This window comes from Microcoleus sp. D2_18a_D3 (genome assembly GCF_036702455.1).
In the GTDB taxonomy this organism is placed as follows: Bacteria; Cyanobacteriota; Cyanobacteriia; order Cyanobacteriales; family Microcoleaceae; genus Microcoleus.
This window is the reverse complement of record NZ_JAUBTK010000113.1, coordinates 1-20,003: the sequence shown is the minus strand read 5'-3', so window position 1 is coordinate 20,003 and position 20,003 is coordinate 1. Positions and strand designations below refer to the sequence as shown.

At 47.7% G+C, this 20,003-nt stretch carries 15 protein-coding genes and 1 pseudogene; 11 read left to right on the top strand and 5 right to left on the bottom strand.

Annotation, left to right across the window (positions count from 1 at the left end; translation table 11 throughout):
- Nucleotides 1–155 precede the first annotated feature (155 nt).
- Nucleotides 156–926 carry a CPBP family intramembrane glutamic endopeptidase gene (locus QUB06_RS31205; protein ID WP_333438583.1) on the bottom strand — a complete coding sequence of 257 codons (771 nt, stop codon included), beginning with the start codon at nucleotides 924–926 and terminating at the stop codon, nucleotides 156–158.
- 471 nt (nucleotides 927–1,397) lie between these two features.
- Between QUB06_RS31205 and QUB06_RS34825 the strand changes: the two genes are divergently transcribed.
- The 5 genes from QUB06_RS34825 (at nucleotide 1,398) to QUB06_RS31180 (ending at nucleotide 4,422) form a co-directional block, all read left to right on the top strand.
- The gene (locus QUB06_RS34825; protein ID WP_445251435.1) at nucleotides 1,398–1,688 is read left to right on the top strand and encodes a hypothetical protein; all 291 of its coding nucleotides are present in this window, start codon (nucleotides 1,398–1,400) and stop codon (nucleotides 1,686–1,688) included.
- A 42-nt stretch (nucleotides 1,689–1,730) separates the two neighbouring features.
- The gene (locus QUB06_RS31195) at nucleotides 1,731–1,967 is read left to right on the top strand and encodes a DUF433 domain-containing protein (protein WP_333438582.1); all 237 of its coding nucleotides are present in this window, start codon (nucleotides 1,731–1,733) and stop codon (nucleotides 1,965–1,967) included.
- Between the two features lie 259 nt (nucleotides 1,968–2,226).
- On the top strand, nucleotides 2,227–3,291 hold the full coding sequence (locus QUB06_RS31190; RefSeq protein ID WP_333438581.1) for a pentapeptide repeat-containing protein: 1,065 nt from the start codon (nucleotides 2,227–2,229) through the stop codon (nucleotides 3,289–3,291).
- Between the two features lie 179 nt (nucleotides 3,292–3,470).
- Nucleotides 3,471–3,665, top strand: a complete 195-nt coding sequence (locus QUB06_RS31185; protein WP_333438580.1) for a hypothetical protein — start codon at nucleotides 3,471–3,473, stop codon at nucleotides 3,663–3,665.
- Nucleotides 3,666–3,798: 133 nt separating this feature from the next.
- Entirely contained in the window at nucleotides 3,799–4,422 is a 624-nt protein-coding gene (locus QUB06_RS31180; protein WP_333438579.1) for a Uma2 family endonuclease, read from the top strand.
- Nucleotides 4,423–4,527: 105 nt separating this feature from the next.
- On the opposite strand, the gene QUB06_RS31175 is transcribed toward QUB06_RS31180, so the two are convergent.
- The 4 genes from QUB06_RS31175 to QUB06_RS31160 form a co-directional block, all read right to left on the bottom strand.
- Nucleotides 4,528–4,875, bottom strand: coding sequence for a XisI protein (locus QUB06_RS31175; protein ID WP_333438578.1), 348 nt, complete (start codon nucleotides 4,873–4,875; stop codon nucleotides 4,528–4,530).
- 77 nt (nucleotides 4,876–4,952) lie between these two features.
- Nucleotides 4,953–5,279 carry a XisH family protein gene (locus QUB06_RS31170; protein ID WP_333438577.1) on the bottom strand — a complete coding sequence of 109 codons (327 nt, stop codon included), beginning with the start codon at nucleotides 5,277–5,279 and terminating at the stop codon, nucleotides 4,953–4,955.
- Nucleotides 5,280–5,438: 159 nt separating this feature from the next.
- Nucleotides 5,439–8,312 (bottom strand): zinc-dependent metalloprotease, encoded by a 2,874-nt coding sequence (locus QUB06_RS31165; protein ID WP_445251436.1) that lies wholly within the window; start codon nucleotides 8,310–8,312, stop codon nucleotides 5,439–5,441.
- Between the two features lie 106 nt (nucleotides 8,313–8,418).
- A complete protein-coding gene (locus tag QUB06_RS31160; RefSeq protein ID WP_333438575.1) occupies nucleotides 8,419–11,937 on the bottom strand; it encodes a hypothetical protein in 3,519 nt (1,172 codons plus the stop codon).
- Between the two features lie 635 nt (nucleotides 11,938–12,572).
- Between QUB06_RS31160 and QUB06_RS31155 the strand changes: the two genes are divergently transcribed.
- The 6 genes and pseudogenes from QUB06_RS31155 to QUB06_RS31130 all read left to right on the top strand — a co-directional run bounded on the left by QUB06_RS31155 (nucleotide 12,573) and on the right by QUB06_RS31130 (nucleotide 19,865).
- Nucleotides 12,573–12,797 carry a hypothetical protein gene (locus tag QUB06_RS31155; protein WP_333438574.1) on the top strand — a complete coding sequence of 75 codons (225 nt, stop codon included), beginning with the start codon at nucleotides 12,573–12,575 and terminating at the stop codon, nucleotides 12,795–12,797.
- A gap of 421 nt (nucleotides 12,798–13,218) precedes the next feature.
- Complete coding sequence (gene ppc, locus QUB06_RS31150; RefSeq protein ID WP_333438573.1) at nucleotides 13,219–16,347, top strand: phosphoenolpyruvate carboxylase; 3,129 nt, start codon at nucleotides 13,219–13,221, stop codon at nucleotides 16,345–16,347.
- A 138-nt stretch (nucleotides 16,348–16,485) separates the two neighbouring features.
- A complete protein-coding gene (locus QUB06_RS31145; RefSeq protein WP_333438572.1) occupies nucleotides 16,486–17,622 on the top strand; it encodes a phosphodiester glycosidase family protein in 1,137 nt (378 codons plus the stop codon).
- Between the two features lie 48 nt (nucleotides 17,623–17,670).
- Nucleotides 17,671–17,854 (top strand): annotated as a pseudogene (locus QUB06_RS31140) (IS4 family transposase); the annotation flags it as partial.
- Between the two features lie 308 nt (nucleotides 17,855–18,162).
- A complete protein-coding gene (locus QUB06_RS31135) occupies nucleotides 18,163–19,515 on the top strand; it encodes a selenium-binding family protein (protein WP_333438571.1) in 1,353 nt (450 codons plus the stop codon).
- An 8-nt stretch (nucleotides 19,516–19,523) separates the two neighbouring features.
- A complete protein-coding gene (locus tag QUB06_RS31130; protein WP_333438584.1) occupies nucleotides 19,524–19,865 on the top strand; it encodes a 2Fe-2S iron-sulfur cluster-binding protein in 342 nt (113 codons plus the stop codon).
- The last annotated feature ends 138 nt before the right edge of the window (nucleotides 19,866–20,003 follow it).

Here is a 20,003-nt window from a genome sequence, read left to right as displayed (position 1 = left end):
GCTTGGCTTCAAATACTAACATTTACGTCTTGGAACTGGATATAAAACACTATATCACTGTTCTGGGGAAATTAAAGTCGTCCTAAAAGGACGGGGCTTTAGACCCATTTTCTTGGTAAAGGTTCGTTGTACCATTGCATTGTTTGCATCTCCTGCTAACTTCCTCCAATTCCGTGCAGTACCAAATCAGCCAAAAAATGAGATAACATTGCGTATTCTAATCCCCAACGCCAGTAAAGAAAACCAAAGGGAATTCCTAAGAGGGCATTGAGTGTAATGGTGCGGATAACGACGATCGGGGTTAATGCCCAGACATTGGCAGCCGCGGGCAAATGACCCACACCAAACAATATTGCAGCCGCCACGATGGCCAGCCAAAAAATCAATGTAGAGGGTTGCGGTTTGTCTCGCTCAAAAATCTTCCAAAGTAGCCACGCAATCAATGTCATACCGAACAGTCGCAGCAAGAGTTCTTCGGTGATGCCTCCGTAGAAGGAAGCTAATATGCGTTTCCAGAGGTCAATTTTGAGCGTTGTTGGAGTTACCGTTGGCGGCATCCAAGGTTCAAACCCTAAACTCAATCCAATCAGGACGATTCCACCGATGCAGCCTACAATTAGCGCCGTGTTAAGGGCAGATTTAGATATTGGCGCGAAAGGCTGTCGATATACCAAAGCACGAGCTATGGGCGTATCAAGTCCGATCGAGTTACCGAGGCGCAGTCCAATCCAACAAAGGAGAATTAGAAAAATTCCGGTTTGCAGGGCGGAGGCGATCGCCAAAACAGTTAGCGGTGCAGGCAATTGACTTACTGCCGGATTGAGAGACAGGGCATAAGGGAACACCGCCAAGCTTCCCAAACTACCCAGAAACGCCCAGAACAATGCCAATCGGAAGTAATGATTTTTTGCAGTGTTAGCAGACATCATTTTTGAGAAAAAAACGCATCAATTACACTAAATCAGTCTTGAATATTTGAAACATTAAAGATCGATCGCATTTATGCAACTTGTCTCAGGCGGAATATAGCCTTGGCTAAGGTGCTACAAAAGCTGGGAATGACGCAGGAAGGTAGCCACAAAGAGCGTATTTTTCACCGAGGGCAGTTTGAAGAGCTCGAACTTTACAGTTTACTCAAGAAGCACAGATGTTGAGTTTTGTTATAAAACTTTACTTTATTGCCGATATTGCTCCTACACCTGCTAAATTTACCCGGTAAAAATCAGTGTCTCTTTCCTAGTTTGAGGATAGTGCTTATCTAGAAGATTTTTCTGTTGGCGATGTATTATTTATTATCTTAGCATTTCATATTTACCAAAGTTGCTGTGTCAAGCTTCAAGACGCTTAACTTCTGCTGCTTAATGGAGCAAATAAGTTTCAAGTTCTTGGGTGTTGGCATGATACTAGGTGAGTGCGGCCTAAACTTCGGCGAGGGTGAGATGTCGGATGCGATCGCCAATCTCTTCAGCAGTCAATCCTCGCTTGTACCAGGTTACAATCCGGCGAACAGTAACGCCTTTACCGACGATGTGAGGACATCCACCATGCAGTCCGGGAGTGCGTGTAATGAGCGTACCAATGTCAATAGATACTGCTGCGGTGATAAACTATGGGAGTTTGAATGGACTGATCTCTATTACAGCATAGCGATCGCAGAATTATATCGCGGTGTGAATTTCGAGCGATAAATGAGGTAAGCTAGAGACAAAGGCTTCAAACAATTTTAACCAATGCCAGCATCCGTTGCTTATCTGTTTGACAGAATCACAGTGAACCCCAGACAATGTGGCGATCGTCCCTGCATCCGGGGAATGCGGATTCGAGTGATCGATATCCTAGAGTTGCTAGCTGCGGGTTTGAGTTTTGAGCAAATTCTTGAAGAATTGCCGGACTTGGAACTTGACGATATTAAAGCTGCGCTTCTGTATGCAGTCCGCAAACTCGACCATCCCGTTTTAGCTGCATGACAATTTGGTTGAATGCTCATCTATCGCCAGCCATTGTTGTGTGGATTACTGCTACCTTTGGTGAAATACATCAGCGATGGGTGGTATTTTTCTATTCTATTGGGTATTGTACCGCAACTGCGATACAATTATAAGTTAGCCCTCTCAGTTATCTGTTAAGACACATCGTTTAAGGTTATCTGTTCGTAATCCACAAATGGCGACAGCAGTATTATTGGGGAAGCTGAATTGAGTCGAACGCTGGGGTATATCAAGCAGGATGAAGAGTAAGCAAGCGAAATCACAACCTCAATCTTTGTGGACGAGAAAGTACACAAAGTGGCTTGTCTGGATTGTAATCCTTGTTACTTTGTTTCTGTCTTCTACTCAATTGTCTGCATGGTTGAAGAAGCAGGCTTTTATTGAAGTTCTTGATTCTGTTAGCAAATTAGGTATCTTGATTGCTGTAGTTACTTTTCTACTTGAGATTCCCAAGCGTGAAGAACGGGCAAAACTTGAAGCAGAGAGCAGGCAATTTGAATACTGGAAAGCTATTGATGCGGCTCGGGCAATAGACCGAGGTGATGAAAGGCTGTTTAGTAACGCCTTGAGAATGGCACTTCAAAATTTAGCTAAAGAACAGGACACGACAGGTCAACCGATCAAAATACGCACTGGTGTATTTGATGGAGCAGTCTTACCAGAGATTAATTTAGCGAACTCTAATCTCTGGGTCTGTGGCTTTGTTAATGCTGATCTTAGTAAGTCTAACTTTCGTGAAGCAAATCTTTACCGTGTTAACTTTCGTAAGGCAAGATTATGTGGTGCTGATTTTCGTGAAGCAAACCTTGATGGATGCACATTTTTGGGTGCTGTTTATGATTCAGAAACGAAATTTCCAGATGGTTTTGATCTTGAGAAAGCAGGAGCGCACGAAATTGCTCCTAGAGTTTTCCTAGAAGAAGTCAGAGAAATATCCAGAATGCTATGGGATGCCAATCTTGAAAGCGCTAATTTGCAAAAGGCTAACCTTGAAAGAGTAATTCTATCAGGGGCCAATCTCCAAAAGGCAAATCTTCAGGCTGCTAACCTTTGTAAAATCAAGGCGGGAGGTCTAGACCTTCGGGACGCAAACTTGTGTGATGCTAATCTTCGAGATGCTCAACTTCACTTTGCCAGATTTGAGGGAGCTAATCTTGATGGGACTGATTTACGTGGTGCTAAACGGATTACTAAAGAGCAAATTCAAACAGCTAAAAATTGGGAGCGTGCTATCTACGATGATGAATTCCGTGAAGAACTGGGATTACCTCCAAACCAGACAGCACAAAGTTCAGAAGATTGAGCAACAGTAATCAGTCTTAGCGCGAGGGCTAACGTTCGCGCTGCACCGAAACGGCTCAAAATGGTCGGTTGAGTTGCAAAGTCAGTCTGCGTCCGGTGAGCGCGAACGTTAGACCGCTAAATCTGAGTTGGTTAGTGGCTTGAATGTATCTATCAAATTCCAACGCAAAGGTGAATGCCATGCAAGCCAAACTTCAAGAACAACTTTCTCCTGCTGATGCCGCAGTCATTTTGGGACGTTTGCCAGAACGAATTAAAGCGGCTCTAATTGCGCGTGCTGCGGAAATTGAATATCCGATCGCAGCGACGATCGCCAGTTTTCTCGACACAGAAGCATTAGGTTTCGTAGATTGCAAACCAGGACGCGGGCAGTAAAACCGAGAAGAGGTGTCAAAGTTTACGGTATACTTCGTTAACGCACCCTACAAGAGCAGCGATCTATCTCTCTACCTCACGTTAAGCTAGAAACAGACAACAGAGAGCCAACCTACGCCAAAGGTTAATATCAATGGTTGCGATCGCCCAAAAAACCCTTTCCTTCGAGGAATTTCTCAACAGGGATGACGACTCCGGCAGGTCATTTGAGCTAGTCAATGGAGTTGCCATGCCCTTGAGTGAAGCCACAGCCAAACATGAGGATGTCCTCGATGGATTATGTCGTCTCTTGGTAGATTATTGCCAATCCTCGAACCTTCCCTACGTTCCTCGACAAAGTAAACAAGTCAGATTGAACGCTGCCCCGGGCGAAAGTGAATCGAGTCGTAAAGCCGACATTGTGGTGTTTGCCAAGGAAGAATGGGTCAGAATGCGTCAAAGTTCTGCCTCTGCAGCTGCCTATATTCCACCTCCCTTGGCGATCGAAGTTGTCAGTACGAATTGGCGGGATGATTACCGCATCAAATTGAATGAGTATGAAACTTTAGGAATCCTGGAGTATTGGATCGTTGATTATGCAGGGTTGGGAGGCGTTCAGTATATTGGTTCTCCAAAACAGTCTACGGTGACTATCAACCGCTTAATCGATGGTGAATATCAGGCACAGCGATATCAAGGAGAAGCCATTATTGTTTCTCCAACTTTTCCTCAGTTGGTATTAACCATCGCTCAAATTCTTGCCATGACAGAAGTTTAGTGTTTCTAACTTATCTGTAAGGTACTCAGTATTGCCAAAAAATTATTAAGGTACGAGATACGCTATCAAGCTGATATTATCTAAAATCTTCGTCAAGAGGAGAAACTATGCGATCGCATATCCAGTATGCTGTCGGACTTCGGGTGGATGGAAAGCAAGAACAATGTGGTCTTTGGGTACGCCAGAGGCGACGAGTTCATCAGTGATGCCGTCTTCAATGCCATCATAATGAATCCAGATTTTGTCGTTGCGGATTTCGGCATGAACCACAGTACCATGAACTCGCAGATGATTTTCCCAACCTTCATGTATCAGCATAAAATGGTTGCGATCGCGGCTGACCACCACATAGGTAATCACATCCCCATAAGTATAAGGAATATCCGCATAGTATTGGAGAATTTTCTCCAACGTCTCACGCCATTCGTCTACGGGTTGATTTGCGGTTGCCATTGGATAATCTCCTCCGTGTTTGGGTCAAAAACTATCAGGCGAAAACCTGGTTCTTCTAGCAGCAATTGCCCAGCTTCTTATTTAAACAACGTTTCAAAGGTGTTGCGATTAACAGCTAGGTATAGACGACGCTCTGGCTCTCGTCTTTGCAGCGTTCTGGCGTACATAAAGAACTGCCCCCAAGCATTTTCGAGGTCATTAATGGGCGAAGGGCCCAGAAAGCTTTTGATCTCGATCGCAATTTTTTCAGACCCTCGTTCAGCCGCAATTAGTTTCTGGGCACCCAAATCGACAAAGACCGAGCGGCCCCCAATTTTTAGAATCAGTGGGTCATGAGTGATTGTCCAGCCATCTTTGATGAGGGCAGTGCAGACAATATCGTGATAAAGGTCTTTGGCAGGCATAAAGGCTATTCTTTTTAGCTTCCCTGTCTATCTATCGTATACGACGCAAGTTCAGAATTATTTTAACTTGACTAAGATTCTCCGAAACCGGGTTTTTGACCAAATCTGCGGGCGGCAACGAAATATCTTCCTCAAAAACCCGGTTTCTAAACGCCAAAATTAATTCGACTGAATCTGCGAATTCAAAACCTTAGAAATTCGATCGCGCGTTTCCTCCAAATGAGCCCGCGTATAAGCATCAGCATTCCGATCCAAATTCCGAATACTCTTGCTCAAACCCTCCCGCAACTGCCGCAACTCGTACCAAGCCAAACTCCGCGCATCCTCTGGAACACTGGTTTTTCGCAGCACCATTCCGATCAAAATTGCTAAATGTTCCCGCTGCAAAGAACGCCTAAAAGTTGAAATTTGCATCTTCTTTTCCGGCTGCAAAACCTCTTGCCAGATATCCTTTTGCACAGTATTCAACACTTCCGGCAACCTCAAAGCAGTTTCCGGTGCTGATTTTAACTCGGCATCCCGCAGTCTCGCCAAGCGCATCGGAGATAGCAAAACCCGCAACACAAACCGCTGCAAAAAAGTAATTCGATCGCCGATCGGGTAATCTAGAGGAAACACCAAAGCCGGACTTCCCCAGTGCTCCCAGCGCGAAGGCGCCAATTTATTCAGCAATTCCGGCGCAAAACTAAACGCATCCGGCGCAAAAACGTACTTTTCCAGTGTTGCTAATGCTTCTCGCTGCTGAGAAAGTTCGATCGGCACAAACGGCAACTTCGCATTAGCATCTCCAGGGCGAATCCGGTTAAACGACTGCCCGCCGACGTACAAAGTAGCATTCATCACCTGGTTGAGATAATACCCGAACACCGAATCAAACATCACCCGCAGTTCGTTATAACCGTCTTCCCCAACAGGCATTCGCTTTTCTAAACGCTTCCACATCGCCCTAGCATTATCCAATTGCCATTGCGAATACCTCAGCATATTAGCGCTGAGATCGAAAGTATTTGCAGCGGGATCGAGAGTATCAAAAGAATCTTCATCCGGCGCGTAAGCTAATTGCTGTTCCGCAGCGCGGCTGGCAATTTGTTGCAGCGCTGGTAAGTCGCTGTTCGGGTTTGGGCCGCCAATCACCTTGTAACCGTACTCGATCGCCCAATCGTCATAAGGCCCTACAATCGTTGGATAATAGTCGCCCTGCACAGTTCCCGGAGGTGCCAAATTAATCGGCACATAATCCATCACCGACGCTACCAAACCTTGCGTGCGAGTTACCTGAGTATTGTTCAAATCCTCCGGTTGCAGCATCGTACTCCCGTGAAAATTGTGCCTCAAACCGAGAGTGTGACCGACTTCGTGGGCAGTCAAAAATCGGATATATTCATTCACATAATTGTCAATCGTCCCACTGCTAGCCGCTGCATTTTCCAACAGATCGATCGACATTGCCCCCATCGCAAACTGGCGGCTCGATTCCAACCCAAAACACATATCCGAACTCGACATCAACCGCGATAAAGGCGAGCGCTTTTGCTCTTGGTATCTTTCTACCAAAGTCGGCAAATCATCAGCCATTCCACCTTGAGCATTTTCCCCGCTGCTTTTTCCTAAATCCCCATTTTCTAGCACATTCAAATAGCGAGAATACATCCCGAACTGACAGGGATTGGTATTAGAACCGTTTCGCCCTTGAAAACTCTTAGATAGCGATCGATTTTGTTCCACCAAAGACCGATAGCCCTGTTTGATTTCCCGGACAACATTAGCATCCAACAGAATGTCAGCATCCAAAATTTCCCCCGTCAGCGGGTTAGTGCGAGACGGCCCGATGCCGGCAAACTGAGGCTCAAAAGAACTCGACCAGCGGATAGTATTGTACCGAACGTCAGCCGGGTCCCATTTAGCATTGTCCGGCATTTGTTTGACCTGTATTGCGTCAGTAAAACCTGCTTTTTCAAAAGCTTTGTTCCACTCCAAAACGCCCTCGCGAATTGCGTTTCGGTATTCGGAAGGCACATTATTTTCAATCCAAAAGACGATCGGCTGCACCGGAGGCGACATCGGCGCTGTCGGGATTTGCTTTTGCAAATGCCAGCGATTGATATAGCGCACAAAAGGCTCCCGGCTGCTCTTGTCAGAAAAGTCCTTATATGCTGTAAGAAAATAGCCCACTCGCTCGTCCGCAAGTCTGGGGCGGTAGCCGTTATTTAGCGGCACTTCCGAGAAACTGTAGTGAATGCGGAGGTTAAAAGCCCGACTGTCAGGAATCGAAGGTAAATAGTTAAGCTCACTGTCATTATCGCTAGAAAAACCATAGACAGAAGCAATCTCCACATTCAGCGGAAACGCTTTAACATCTTTAAAAGAAGACTTGTCTGCATCGATCGAGTACGAAGCGCCCAAAAGCATCGGCAAAATCGCTTTTACCCCTGGTAAATCGCGCTTTTCGCTCATCAGCAAATCGCCTAAATCGATCAGCAGAGTTTGTCTTTGCGGATGAAGGCTTTTGAGAGGCAAAGAATAGAGAATCGACTCGCTAAATCCCCGTGCTACCGAACCTGCTTGCGGATCGCCCGGACTTGTGCGAAAATTTATATTTGGTATCACAAACTGCACGTTATTTTGGACGCGCCGCAGTTGAAACAAGAAATCGCCGATCGGCATTCCGCTCAAAATGCCCGCTTCCCCCAAACCCGATGCCAATGTCACAAAGCACAGGAACTTTTTGTCGAGTTGTTGCGGTTTAATTTCCAGATATACTTTATCAGTTGCTTGATTGCGGTAAAGAGTAAATAATCCCTCTAACTTTTTCGCGTCTTTGACAACCTCTTCAAAGGGTGCCAGAGTTTGCTGTTCGCTACTTTGTTCGTTGCTGGGCGGCCCAGATGATAAAGCTACAGGTAAGAAGAAACCTTTATACAAACTGAAACAGAAAAATGCTAAAGATAATATAAAAAATATCAAAGGCAGATTTTTTCTAGGCTTTTTTATCTGTGTATTTTTGCTATTTTCAGGAAATATCAATCTTTTCATTTTCAGTATCCAGCCGCAGGAAAGAATAGTTTTGAGATTGTCGCGCCGCACTCGCAACGTTGGGAGCATTTAACTTCTAAAATAACTCACCACTCAAAAATTATAACTACTGTTTCGCTGGCCAGGGAATCATGGGATCTTGAGCCAACCGCTTAGACACTGCAACAGCACCGTAACGGTTGAGGTGGCTGGGGTCGGAAAAAGATTCCCGCGCCTGGGGCCACAATAAACTCTTATCTAGGAAAATTAGTCCGCTTTGAGCTGCTAATTCTTGCATATATTGCCGGAATTCTTGTTCGTAACCTGTCCGCACCGGGTCTAAATAATCTTCAGTCAGAGGCATATTCACAAACACGAGATTGATGTTGCGAACCTTGGTAAATTCGATCAGATTTTTGAGTGCTAGAGCTTGTTCGCCTACCAATTTAAAATTTTGATAGTCGGAGTCGTAATAACCAGATACTTTCGGGTGCTTCTGAAAGTAAGTTTCGGGATTGAAGCGTATATCGATCGGCAAAAAGCCATTTGGTTGAAACTCGCTGACGGGTTTACTCCCAGCGGTTGGCTGGGCGTTTTCAGTTGTTGGTTGGCCCAGAGGTGCGGTTTGGGGGCTCTCGGTTGCAACAGGGGCTGATGGATTAACGATCGATCGCAAAAACCCTTTGAGTCGATCGCGATTTTTGTAAGTTGCAGAACCCTCCACCAACTTTTGATTCACCACTTGCTGAACAGTAGCTTGAGCTTGTCCCAAATTCTGCACCAATTCAGTCGCAGTCGCCACCGGATTGTTGGCGCTTTCCTTCGATGTTTCGGATTCTAATTGATTGGTGGGGATCAGAAAACTACCCCGGCTCAATTGCCTGTAACCTTCCGAAGAAGCGATCGCGTTAAAAGTCAAATCCGGCCGCCCGCTGTTGAGAGCCCTCGCCCCGTCAGCCAACACCAGCAATTTCGGCAGTTGTTGCGGCGGCAAAATCCGGCGGATGAGCGAATCTACAACCTGGAGAGTAGCTCCATTCACCCCAAAATTGTAAGCCCTCAGCCCCGGGTAGCCCGAAGCTGCCAAAGCGGTTTCCAAAACCGCCGGGTCAATGCCCCGCAGCGCCCTCGAACTACCCACAATTAAAATATCTGGCGGTTTTTTGTGCAGGTGGATGTACTCTTGATAGCGCGCTATCTGCTCGTCAAGCTGCTGGCTCCTCAAAGTTGGGAACACCGCAGGAGCAGAAACATCAGCTACAGGAACGCTAGTATTTCCCGGCTTCGTAAACCCTGAGCCATTGAAAGCCTCTTCCCTGTTCGCTTCGGGCGACGGCTGCAACGGAGTTTGAGGCAAATTCACCTCCTCAGCAGGGGGAACGGGGTTCGGGGTTTCCTTCGGAAGTGAGGCTGTAACGTCGTCCACAGCCTTGGGAGAGGAATTTTGACAATTTGGGCCGCTGCAAACTTCCGAGGCGCTAGGAGCTTGACTGACCGTCGCAGATTGCAGAAATAGACCGAGGAGCCAATCGGTATTGAAAGTCAGCAGACAGCCGGCGATCGCCCAAATCAAAGCCATTCGCGCCGCGCGATCGGCTCTCACGCCACCGGGCGCAGCAGCATTCGTTGACAAACCATCGTTGGGAACAAACAAACCCGAAGCGACAAGCGGTTGCACGGCAGCTTGAACTAACTGCTCGCCCAGATTGTATCCGGGGAGTCTGATTTTGAAGCGGGGCCGCCAGGAGTTGGGCGTGGGAGCATCGAACACCAAATTGTCGCCCAAACCCGAAAAACTCCCATCCTCTGCCGGCGCAAACTCCGGCACCGGTTCCTTTTCCAAGACAGCCCCTTGGGAGGGAACCGGTGCGGGTGCCGTCGCTGATTCCTCGTCAACGGCCGTTCTGAGGTCGATTGCGTAACGCCACAGGGGCAGTTTCTGGCCGGCGCGGCGCCCGTAGACTCGCACCCCTGCCACTCCCGGAATTTGTAACTGCCGCAAAAATTTCGCCACCGGCGGCCCTACCTTCGACTGAGAAGGGCAAGTCAGAGCTTCAGTCATGACGTGGAGCACGTCGGCTTTTTGCAGCACGACAGCCCGAATCCCTCCTGTTTCCAGCTTGCGTCTGAGATTGGGGTTGAGCAACCTGTTCAATAAAAAAGTCAGAGCCAATTGGTCGCCCTCAGCCGCCAGCGTTCTAGCGCTCGCAGCCAAGTCGGGGTGGTGGGCGGCAGGCAAGTCCACCCACTCTATCCACACGGGGGACTCCGGCGCCGCCTGAGAGTCCTTGGCTGGTTCTACGCCGTAGATAGTAGCTGCGCGGATGCCTTGGGGCGCGAAGGAGGCTAACAAAGGGGCGATCGCGTCGGTGGTTTGCTGCTTATCCGGGTATTCTTGCCGTTTAGGCTTTTGTCCTTTTTTGGCAGTTTTGCTGCAAAACAGGTGGAGGGTTGCTTCTTTGAGGGTAGCCCGCACTTCGACTCTCGATGCAGCCAAGTGTTGATTTAGCAGTTTGGCGATCGACTGTACGTCTCCCCACCTGGCCCATTCCTTAAGAATTTTGTCCGGCGAAGTCAAATCCACCCGCAGCAGCCAATCCGGCTTCGCTTCGCCGCTGACTTGGCTGGCGATCACGGCTTCCCGGAAATCCTCTAGTTGCAGTTTCCGTAGCCTGCCGGCGATGGGTTCGGCCAGCAAGGAGGGGTCGGGGCTGTAAGCTGACTCGCACAGCACCAGCAGCCGGCGTTCCTTGGGCTTGATATTTTCCGGCCCATTCACCGGCTGGGTTTCTAGGCTGGTTTTGAGTTCTTTTTCGCGAATGCTTACTTTCACCGAAACTCCCATTGGCCCTAGGATTTCGCTGAGATAGCTGGCGATCGCATCTGGATAGCCCCGGCGCGCCAAGGTTTCCGGCGAAACCGTTAATGTTCCATCAGGATCGCCCTCGCCTGAGTCAGCTTGGGGGGATTGAATCAAAGCCACCGCGCCACGGTTCGCTTTCTGCTGCGGGGGAACGGTGGAACCGACAACTTCCCGCGTCGCAGCAGCCGAAGTGTCGATCGTCACGGGGGAAGTTTCAAAAGCTTCTGGGTATTCAATGCGGGATGCGGTGGGCAGACTTTCGGCGTCAAAATCCAGTTCTTCCCGTACTTGCGGCGGTTGCGCGGCTGTTTCTACCGGTTTTGGTGTCTGTTTGAGTTTCTGGTTGTCATTCTTAAATCTGCCGAAAAATCCGCCTCTTTTAGGGCTGGCTGGCGGTTCGTCGGGCGAACTCGCTGGCGGCGGCACTTCGGCAACTTTTGGTTCCGGTGGCTGTGGCTGTTGCTGTCGCTCTTTACTGCTGCAATCGAGCCGGACTGTCCAGTCATTTTGTCTGGAACCGATTTTGCGGCCGCACAGAAACAACTGGTAAATTTTAGGTCGATCGGGCAGCAGTCGCGTTAAATCAGTGTGTTCGAGGGCGTTGGTAAATCGCGCCGTCACCAATTCTTGAGACGGACACTGCGCTGCTTCGCACAAAATGTGCAGGTGATTTCCCCGCAAACGCGCTTGTACTTGAACTTCGGGAAGCCCTAAAGCTTCTTGCGCCCACTGCGACGCGGCCGATCGATTGTCTGCCAATATGCTCCCGTTCGCATTCAACATGAAACTCTAAATTTTGCCAAAGCTGGTTTTGTTTTCTAGAAATAGCACAGTTACAGATTTTACAGACAATTATTTGATTTGCCGAGCCTAACCGTTTTGTCTGGTTTAAGCCATGCTGGACTTAGTGTCTTGCCTTGTATTCCCTCGGCTTCGAGCCGTTGGGGAATATTTTTTTGATAATACCTCGACATTTTGGCACAGATAGGCCCAAATTAAGCCAAGCAATAAGTTATTCGTCATTAGTCATATCGTTTCCGTTTGCATCCGAATAATAATTAGACCTCTCTCATAATTCTTGTGGAACAGGCATCCTGCCTGTTCCAGACTGGCTTTTCTGGAAATGTCTATTATTTTCCGACTGTAGTGCTGGGGTTTCGTTGGCCTACGCGGAGAGAGTCGCACGATCGATCGCAGTCGGGGATTATCCCGATTTTATACAAAACGTTTTTTCCGAGTGCGAGCCTAATATCTCGCGAGAAGATATTTATAGACTTGGCTACGCGGGGACGATCGCTTGCAGGATCTCATTCGGATGTCACATGATTTGATCTCAGAAGTCATTAGTCAGAAAGCAGCGGTCAAGATGATTATTTGCCTTGTAAACTGAGGATTACGGATTGACACAGGAGAAATTTATGCCGTCGGAAAACCAAGACTTGCTCAAAACTAAAACACCTAACAGTCCAAAGTTGCCAGTTCCCTCAGACATTTTATTGAGCTTGGTCGCTTTACCTATGCTGGGCGGGTTGGTGGCGGCTAAAGCTGCTGCTGAGTTTGTTGCGTCGATCGGCGTTGAAAGCGAAGAAGTCTTTCGGGGCTCGCGGCTCCCCGTGCTCAACTTTCCTCAATCACAGGATTAGAAAGCACAAGGAAGGATGCTGCAGCTAGAAGTTAAATTTTTTGACCCCGCCTAAAAACGGATACCAGCCCCCGACTCCGGCCGTGGAGAGATAAAAATTTTCGACCCTAGTTCAACTTCCCAGATTCATCTTTGGAGTAGATATAAAATTGTTCGACTGAGCGCGACTCAACTGAGCGCTCGCCGAACCTCTCAGGCTGAGCGTCTAAAATCTAAAATCGCCAGCCAACTGGCCAGAAAGCTTGACAATCGGTACAATCCGTGCAGTGAGAATTGGTCTTTCCTTATACCTTGTAAATAAGTGCCTTTTACTTTCTACCTTGTAATAAGTTGTCTCAAATTTGACTGCAAACAAAAGTGTTTTAGGCGAAACTAAACAATACAATTTTCACAGACACCCGCAGCTATTGAGGAACAGCCCGATGAGTTCAGTCCTCCAGTCTTCAGAACAGGCTATTATTGATGCAACATCTATTTCCCATTCTCCCGCTTACTCAAAATCAGACCTGTTTCTGCGAAATCGCCTCAAAGTAGTAGAGGACTTGTGGGAATCGGTGCTGCGACAGGAGTGCGGGCAGGAATTGGTGGATTTGCTCCAACAAATGCGATCGGTCAATTCCGCCGAGGGACAAGCCACTCACTTTCGCGAGTCGAATGTCGTACAGCTAATCGAAAAGCTCGACCTTAACGCGGCCATCCGCGCCGCTCGGGCTTTTGCACTGTATTTCCAGTTGATCAACATTGTCGAACAGCACTACGAACAGCGAGACCAACAGCTAGCTTACGCTAGCAGCAACGATGCTGGTGGGCGGATGTTTTCTAAGCTGCCAGGACAAGCAACGGATGCCCCCGATCGCCCGCGCCACAGGGAAGGCCCTGGCCCCGCCCAAATGGCTCAGAGCAAGACAGACAGCAGCGAGACGATCGCCCGAGATGCCGGCACTTTTCACCAACTTTTCCCGATGCTGCTGCGCTTGAACGTACCCAGCCAGCAAATTCAGCGCTTGATCGATCAGTTGGACATCCGCTTAGTATTCACCGCTCACCCGACGGAAATTGTCCGCCACACGATCCGCACCAAGCAGCGGCGAATGGCGAAGATTCTCCAACAGCTAGACCAAGTTGACGAGAAATTTCAGGCGATCGGGGCCGACTCTCAAAGCCCCTACCCGGTGTCTTGCTGGGAAGCGGCGGCTCTCCAAGAGCAACTGATGGAAGAAATTCGCCTCTGGTGGCGCACTGACGAACTGCACCAATTCAAGCCGACTGTGCTTGACGAGGTGGAGTACACTCTCCACTACTTTGAGGAAGTTCTGTTTGATGCTATTCCCGAACTCTACCAGCGCTTAAAGCAAGCGCTCCACGCTTCTTATCCTTATCTGAAACCGCCGAGTTACAATTTTTGCAAGTTCGGTTCTTGGGTGGGATCGGACAGGGACGGCAACCCTTCTGTGACTCCGAAAGTTACTTGGCAAACGGCTTGCTATCAACGCCACTTAGTGCTAGAGAAGTACATCGCCGCAGTGAAGCGGCTGAACGAACTTTTGAGTTTGTCGCTGCACTGGAGCGACGTGCTGCCGGAATTGCTGGAATCTCTCGATCGCGACAAATCGGAATTTCCGGATGTTTACGAGCAGTGGGCTATTCGCTATCGGCAAGAACCTTATCGGTTGAAGCTGGCCTACGTGCAGCAGCGACTGGAAAATACGCGCGATCGCAATTGGCGGCTCTACAAAGGAGACGAGTTGCAGCGGGAACGCGAAGCTTTGTCACAAAATCCCGGAATGACCGGCCTTTATCGATCGGGCGCTGAGTTTTTAGCCGAGCTGCAGCTCATCGAGCACAATTTAGTCGAAACAGGTTTGAGCTGTCGGGACTTGGAAAATCTGCTCTGCCAAGTAGAAATTTACGGGTTTAATTTGGCTTATCTAGATATCCGCCAAGAGTCAACAGTACACTCCGACGCTTTGAGCGAAATTGCTGAATACTTGCAAATTTTGCCCAAGCCTTACAATCAAATGTCGGAATGCGATCGAATTATTTGGCTCGCAACGGAACTGCAAACTCGCCGCCCTTTAATTCCAGCAGAATTGCCCTTTTCTCCCAAAACTTGCGAGACGATCAATACCTTCCGAATATTGCGGCAAATGCAGCAGGAGTTTGGTCCGGAAATTTGCGAAACTTACGTCATCAGCATGAGCCACGATGTCAGCGATTTACTGGCGGTTTTGTTGTTAGCAAAAGAAGCCGGACTTTACGATCCGGCGACAGGAATTAGCAGCATTCAAGTAGTTCCCCTGTTTGAAACTGTGGAAGATTTGAAAAAAGCGCCGGAAGTAATGCAAAAAATCTTTGATCTGCCGCTTTATCGAGCTTTGCTAACAGGAGGATACGCGCAGGAACTAGCGGAAAAAAGCGAAGAAAATATCCAATGTCCAACCGAAACTCTCAAATTGCAAGAGGTGATGCTGGGCTATTCGGACAGCAATAAAGATTCGGGTTTCCTCAGCAGCAATTGGGAAATCCACAAAGCTCAAAAGGCTTTGCAAATGGTTGCGGAAAAACACGGTGTGGAGTTGCGGATTTTTCACGGCAGAGGCGGTTCTGTAGGGCGCGGCGGCGGGCCTGCTTACAAGGCAATTTTGGCTCAGCCTGGAAAGAGTATTAGCGGGCGAATTAAGATTACCGAACAAGGCGAGGTTTTGGCTTCTAAATATTCTTTGCCGGAGTTGGCGCTTTACAATTTGGAAACTGTGGCGGCGGCGGTAATTCAAGCGAGTTTGCTGCACACTGGTTTTGATGGCATCGACCCTTGGAATGAGATTATGGAGGAGTTGTCGGCGAGATCGCGATCGCACTACCGCCATTTAATCTACGAACAGGCGGATTTAGTCGATTTCTTCCACCAAGTTACCCCGATTCAAGAAATCAGCCAGTTGCAAATTAGTTCTCGCCCCGCCCGTCGCGGTGGCAAAAAAGACATCAGCGGTTTGCGAGCAATTCCTTGGGTGTTTAGCTGGACTCAAAGCCGCTTTTTACTTCCTTCTTGGTACGGTGTCGGCACAGCTTTGCAAGAGTTTTTGCTGGAGGAACCGGAAGAACACATGAAACTTTTGCAGTATTTCTACTTGAAATGGCCATTTTTTAGAATGGTAATTTCTAAGGTGGAAATGACTTTATCTAAGGTGGATTTGCAGATTGCAGAACACTACGTGCAGGAGTTAGCTTTGCCGGCTGACAGGGAGCGTTTTAAGGCTTTATTCGATCAAATTGCTGCCGAATTTCACTTGATTCGCGATTTGGTTTTAACTATTACCGGACACCAACGTTTGTTGGACGAAGATCCGGAATTGCAGCGATCGGTGCAGTTGCGAAATGCGACGATTGTGCCTTTGGGTTTGTTACAGGTTTCGCTGCTGAAACGTTTGCGGCAGCACGGTAGTGGCGGGATTCCGGGGGTGATTCACTCGCGTTACAGCAAGGGTGAATTGTTGCGGGGAGCTCTGCTGACGATTAATGGAATTGCTGCGGGGATGCGGAATACCGGCTAGGGAAAGAGTTTTGAGTTTTGAATTAGTGGTGAGGTGCGCGCTTACGCACCTTGCTACTGGTAGTTTCAGAATTCGCGCGATCGCCGATTGTAGTCACAGCCATAGGAAACTGTTCGCTATCCTAGCTGAGATTTTTTTATGTCTAAACGCAAACAGTCTGAAGGTTGTCGCCCGATGCTGCGGCGCACTTTTTTATTTTTAACGGGCTTAGCTTTGGCGCGGGTTGCGGCTGACTATTTTGCGATCGCCCAAAACCGAGAGAGTTTCTTGACTCTCGCAAGTCAATTGTGGCAAAAGTCACTCGCTTTTTTATCCAGTATACAATCAAATCAAACTCCTCAACATCTGCCCAGCAATCCCGTTGTAAAATCAGCAAAAACCAATCAACCTCTGCCGAGTAATCCTATTGTAAAATCGCCAGAAGATTATCGGGCAGCGCAGCAGTCTCAACCTCAAATTATCAAACGTTCTGCTAAGCAAGCAAAACCTGTACAATTCAGCAGAAAAACTGTAGCTGGCGCAAGTTTTTATCTCACAACTATTGACCTCGCAGACCCGGAAATTTATCTCACAATTGGGTTAGCTAATAATGCAGATTTTGCAAATACTTCTAAAGTAACGCGGGGCGACGAACCTTTTGAAAATATGGTGGCGCGTTACCGGGCTGCTGTTGTTGCTAACGGGACTTTTTTTGGTAAAGATGAGCAGAAATCTGTGCTGGGAAATATGGTGGCGGCGGGTAAGTTTCTGAAATACAGCCGATGGGAAAATTACGGCACGACTTTGGGGATTAAAGCGGGAAATCAATTGGAAATGGTGACGGCTAGAATCGAAGGTAAGCCGGATTGGAGTCAACATTGGTTTTCTCTGACTTGCGGGCCGAGATTGGTTAAAGGGGGGAAAGTTTGGCTGTCTCCTTTGTCGGAAGGTTTTAAAGATTCTCATGTTTTGGGCGTGGGTTCGAGAACGGCGATCGGCTTTCCGGCTTCCAGAGATAAGTTATTTTTGGTGACTTTTCTTGATAGTTTGTCTTTGGAAGCAGAAGCTAAAGTTATGCAGAGGATCGGCTGTTTTGAAGCGATGAATTTGGACGGGGGCGCTTCGGTGGGTTTGGCTCATCAAGGAGAGATTTTATTGCCGCCGGGACGGAATTTGACGAATGTGCTGGTGGTTTACGATCGCGAATATCGAGCGCCGGCTCAGTTAAAGGAGTCCTGGGAACGCTTTCAAAAGGGATCTCGACCAACGCCGGACAAATCAGTGTTTTTTGATTGATCTAGCAGAAGGAAGTTCGGCTTCCGTTGCACGCGATCGTTAGGATAAAAAAGTCATATTAGTTCTCAAAGACCAAAGGAGGTGGTACAAGAAATTTATGGTTTACTACTAGAACCGAAGAGCTGTACGGTCATTAACTTTTCAAGCAGCAAGCAGCGCAGGTGTTTCACCATTGCGTCTTTCTTTCACTGGAATATTACGAGTTATTCGTCGCGCTCTCCAAAAAAATTAGCGGTTACAACCACCATAACTTCCCTTTTTTTTTATTGGTTAACAGGGTAGATTATCGCTTAAATTATACCGGAAAGAGTGAGCGAGAAACAACCCAAGAGTTGTCAAAAAGCCTGGATCAAAATTTCGCTCTAAACAAGTTAAGCATAGAGGTACTGGAATCATAATGAATCCTCCTGTATTTATTGTTTTAAGCACTGCATAGCCCTTAACTGAACCATATTGGTGTATAATAGCCACGACAAGGGCGCAACTCTCTTGAAATCAGTAGTTGAGGCTCTAGGAAGCGATCGCAAACGAGGTGAAATAATGGCAGACGCATGTTGTGGCCCCGGTTATGCCTCCCCAGAAGCAGCGATAAAAGCAGACCGGGAAAAGCTGCTATATACCATTGCTCTGTACACGGGAACGGGTATTGAAGCACCCGACTATCTAGCAACGGTCGATGTTGACCCCGCATCTCCCACCTACTCCCAGGTAATTCATCGCCTACCCATGCCCTATATCGGCGACGAATTGCACCATTTTGGTTGGAATGCCTGTAGTTCCTGCCACGGAGATGCCAGCAAGTCCCGCCAATTTTTGGTGGTACCGGCGATACGTTCCAGTCGCATCTATATTGTGAATGTGGCTGACCCCAAAGCGCCCAAACTTCATAAAGTTATTGAAGCGGAAGAAATTAAGCAAAAAGCCAATCTCACCGCTCCCCATACCGTTCACTGTTTGGCAAATAGTCAGGTAATGATCTCCATGTTGGGAGATAGCGAGGGAAACGGCCCTGGCGGCTTTTTACTATTAGATGAAAATTTTGATATTAGCGGTCGTTGGGAACATCAAGCCGATGCCATGAAGTTTAATTATGACTTCTGGTATCAACCGCGCCATAACGTCATGGTCAGCAGCGAATGGGGCGCACCTAAAACATTTTATCCCGGTTTTGATTTGAATGATGTTTCTGCAGGAAATTACGGTCGCCAACTCCATTTTTGGGATTGGCAAACCCACGACATCGTACAAAGCTTTGACTTGGGTGAAGAAGGTTTAATTCCCTTAGAAGTCCGCTTTCACCACAATCCCGACAGCACGCACGGATATGTAGGAGCCGCACTCAGCAGCAATATCTGGCACTGGCACAAAAATAACGGACATTGGCAAGTTAATAAAGCCGTAGATATCCCTTCCATTGACTTGGAAGGTTGGCCTATCCCCGTTCCTTCGCTGATTACCGATTTGCTAATTTCTTTAGATGACCGCTATCTCTACTTTTCTAATTGGCTGCACGGCGATATTCGCCAATATGATATCAGCGATCCGGCTAATCCTCGGCTGACAGGTCAAGTTTGGTGCGGCGGTTTATTAGGTAAAAGCGGCGAACTCCAAGGACGTAAACTGGTTGGGGGGCCGCAAATGTTGCAACTGAGTTTAGATGGCAAACGGCTTTATGCAACCAACTCGCTATTTAGCACTTGGGATAATCAGTTTTATCCAGAATTGGCTAAATCGGGTTCTTATATTCTGCAAATTGATTGCGATACTGAAACTGGCGGACTTTCTATTAATCCGGACTTTTATCTTGATTTCGGTGCTGAACCGAATGGGCCATCCCGCGCTCATGAAATGCGCTATCCAGGAGGCGATTGTACTTCGGATATTTGGATTTAGTCAGGATGTTGAAAAGTTATCGCATTGAATTGTTGAATCGCAATGGCTTCGCAAGAGAAGTCCCAGAAAACCAGTACATTCTAGAGGCTGTTGAGCAAGCAGGGTTGCGCTTACCCGTTGGGTGTCGCTATGGTGCTTGTATTACTTGCGCGGCTAAATTAATTCAAGGTGAAGTAGACCAGTCTGCGGCAATTTGTCTTAAACCGGAACAGATTGCAATGGGTTACGTGTTGCTTTGTGTGGCCTATCCCCGTTCAGATTGTCAGTTTGAAGTGGGTAGAGAATGTCAGGATGCCCTCTATGTTAATCCGTTTAAAACAGAGATTTGTTTAAAGCAGCTCAAAAGTTAGTTAAATGTCAATACGGTTCACGAGCGAAGATAATTGCTCAGCGCGCACCTGACTTAGGATCGCGAATTAAATAACTTACAATTTTAATTGTTATTGTGGGATGGGCGTCCCGCCCGTCCTTTTTGGACGGGCGGGACG

Coding starts and splice junctions, on each gene's coding strand:
- QUB06_RS31205 (WP_333438583.1), bottom strand. CDS start 926: ATGTCTGCTAACACTGCAAAAAATCATTACTTCCGATTGGCATTGTTC.
- QUB06_RS34825 (WP_445251435.1), top strand. CDS start 1,398: ATGATACTAGGTGAGTGCGGCCTAAACTTCGGCGAGGGTGAGATGTCG.
- QUB06_RS31195 (WP_333438582.1), top strand. CDS start 1,731: ATGCCAGCATCCGTTGCTTATCTGTTTGACAGAATCACAGTGAACCCC.
- QUB06_RS31190 (WP_333438581.1), top strand. CDS start 2,227: ATGAAGAGTAAGCAAGCGAAATCACAACCTCAATCTTTGTGGACGAGA.
- QUB06_RS31185 (WP_333438580.1), top strand. CDS start 3,471: ATGCAAGCCAAACTTCAAGAACAACTTTCTCCTGCTGATGCCGCAGTC.
- QUB06_RS31180 (WP_333438579.1), top strand. CDS start 3,799: ATGGTTGCGATCGCCCAAAAAACCCTTTCCTTCGAGGAATTTCTCAAC.
- QUB06_RS31175 (WP_333438578.1), bottom strand. CDS start 4,875: ATGGCAACCGCAAATCAACCCGTAGACGAATGGCGTGAGACGTTGGAG.
- QUB06_RS31170 (WP_333438577.1), bottom strand. CDS start 5,279: ATGCCTGCCAAAGACCTTTATCACGATATTGTCTGCACTGCCCTCATC.
- QUB06_RS31165 (WP_445251436.1), bottom strand. CDS start 8,312: ATGAAAAGATTGATATTTCCTGAAAATAGCAAAAATACACAGATAAAA.
- QUB06_RS31160 (WP_333438575.1), bottom strand. CDS start 11,937: ATGTTGAATGCGAACGGGAGCATATTGGCAGACAATCGATCGGCCGCG.
- QUB06_RS31155 (WP_333438574.1), top strand. CDS start 12,573: ATGCCGTCGGAAAACCAAGACTTGCTCAAAACTAAAACACCTAACAGT.
- ppc (WP_333438573.1), top strand. CDS start 13,219: ATGAGTTCAGTCCTCCAGTCTTCAGAACAGGCTATTATTGATGCAACA.
- QUB06_RS31145 (WP_333438572.1), top strand. CDS start 16,486: ATGTCTAAACGCAAACAGTCTGAAGGTTGTCGCCCGATGCTGCGGCGC.
- QUB06_RS31135 (WP_333438571.1), top strand. CDS start 18,163: ATGGCAGACGCATGTTGTGGCCCCGGTTATGCCTCCCCAGAAGCAGCG.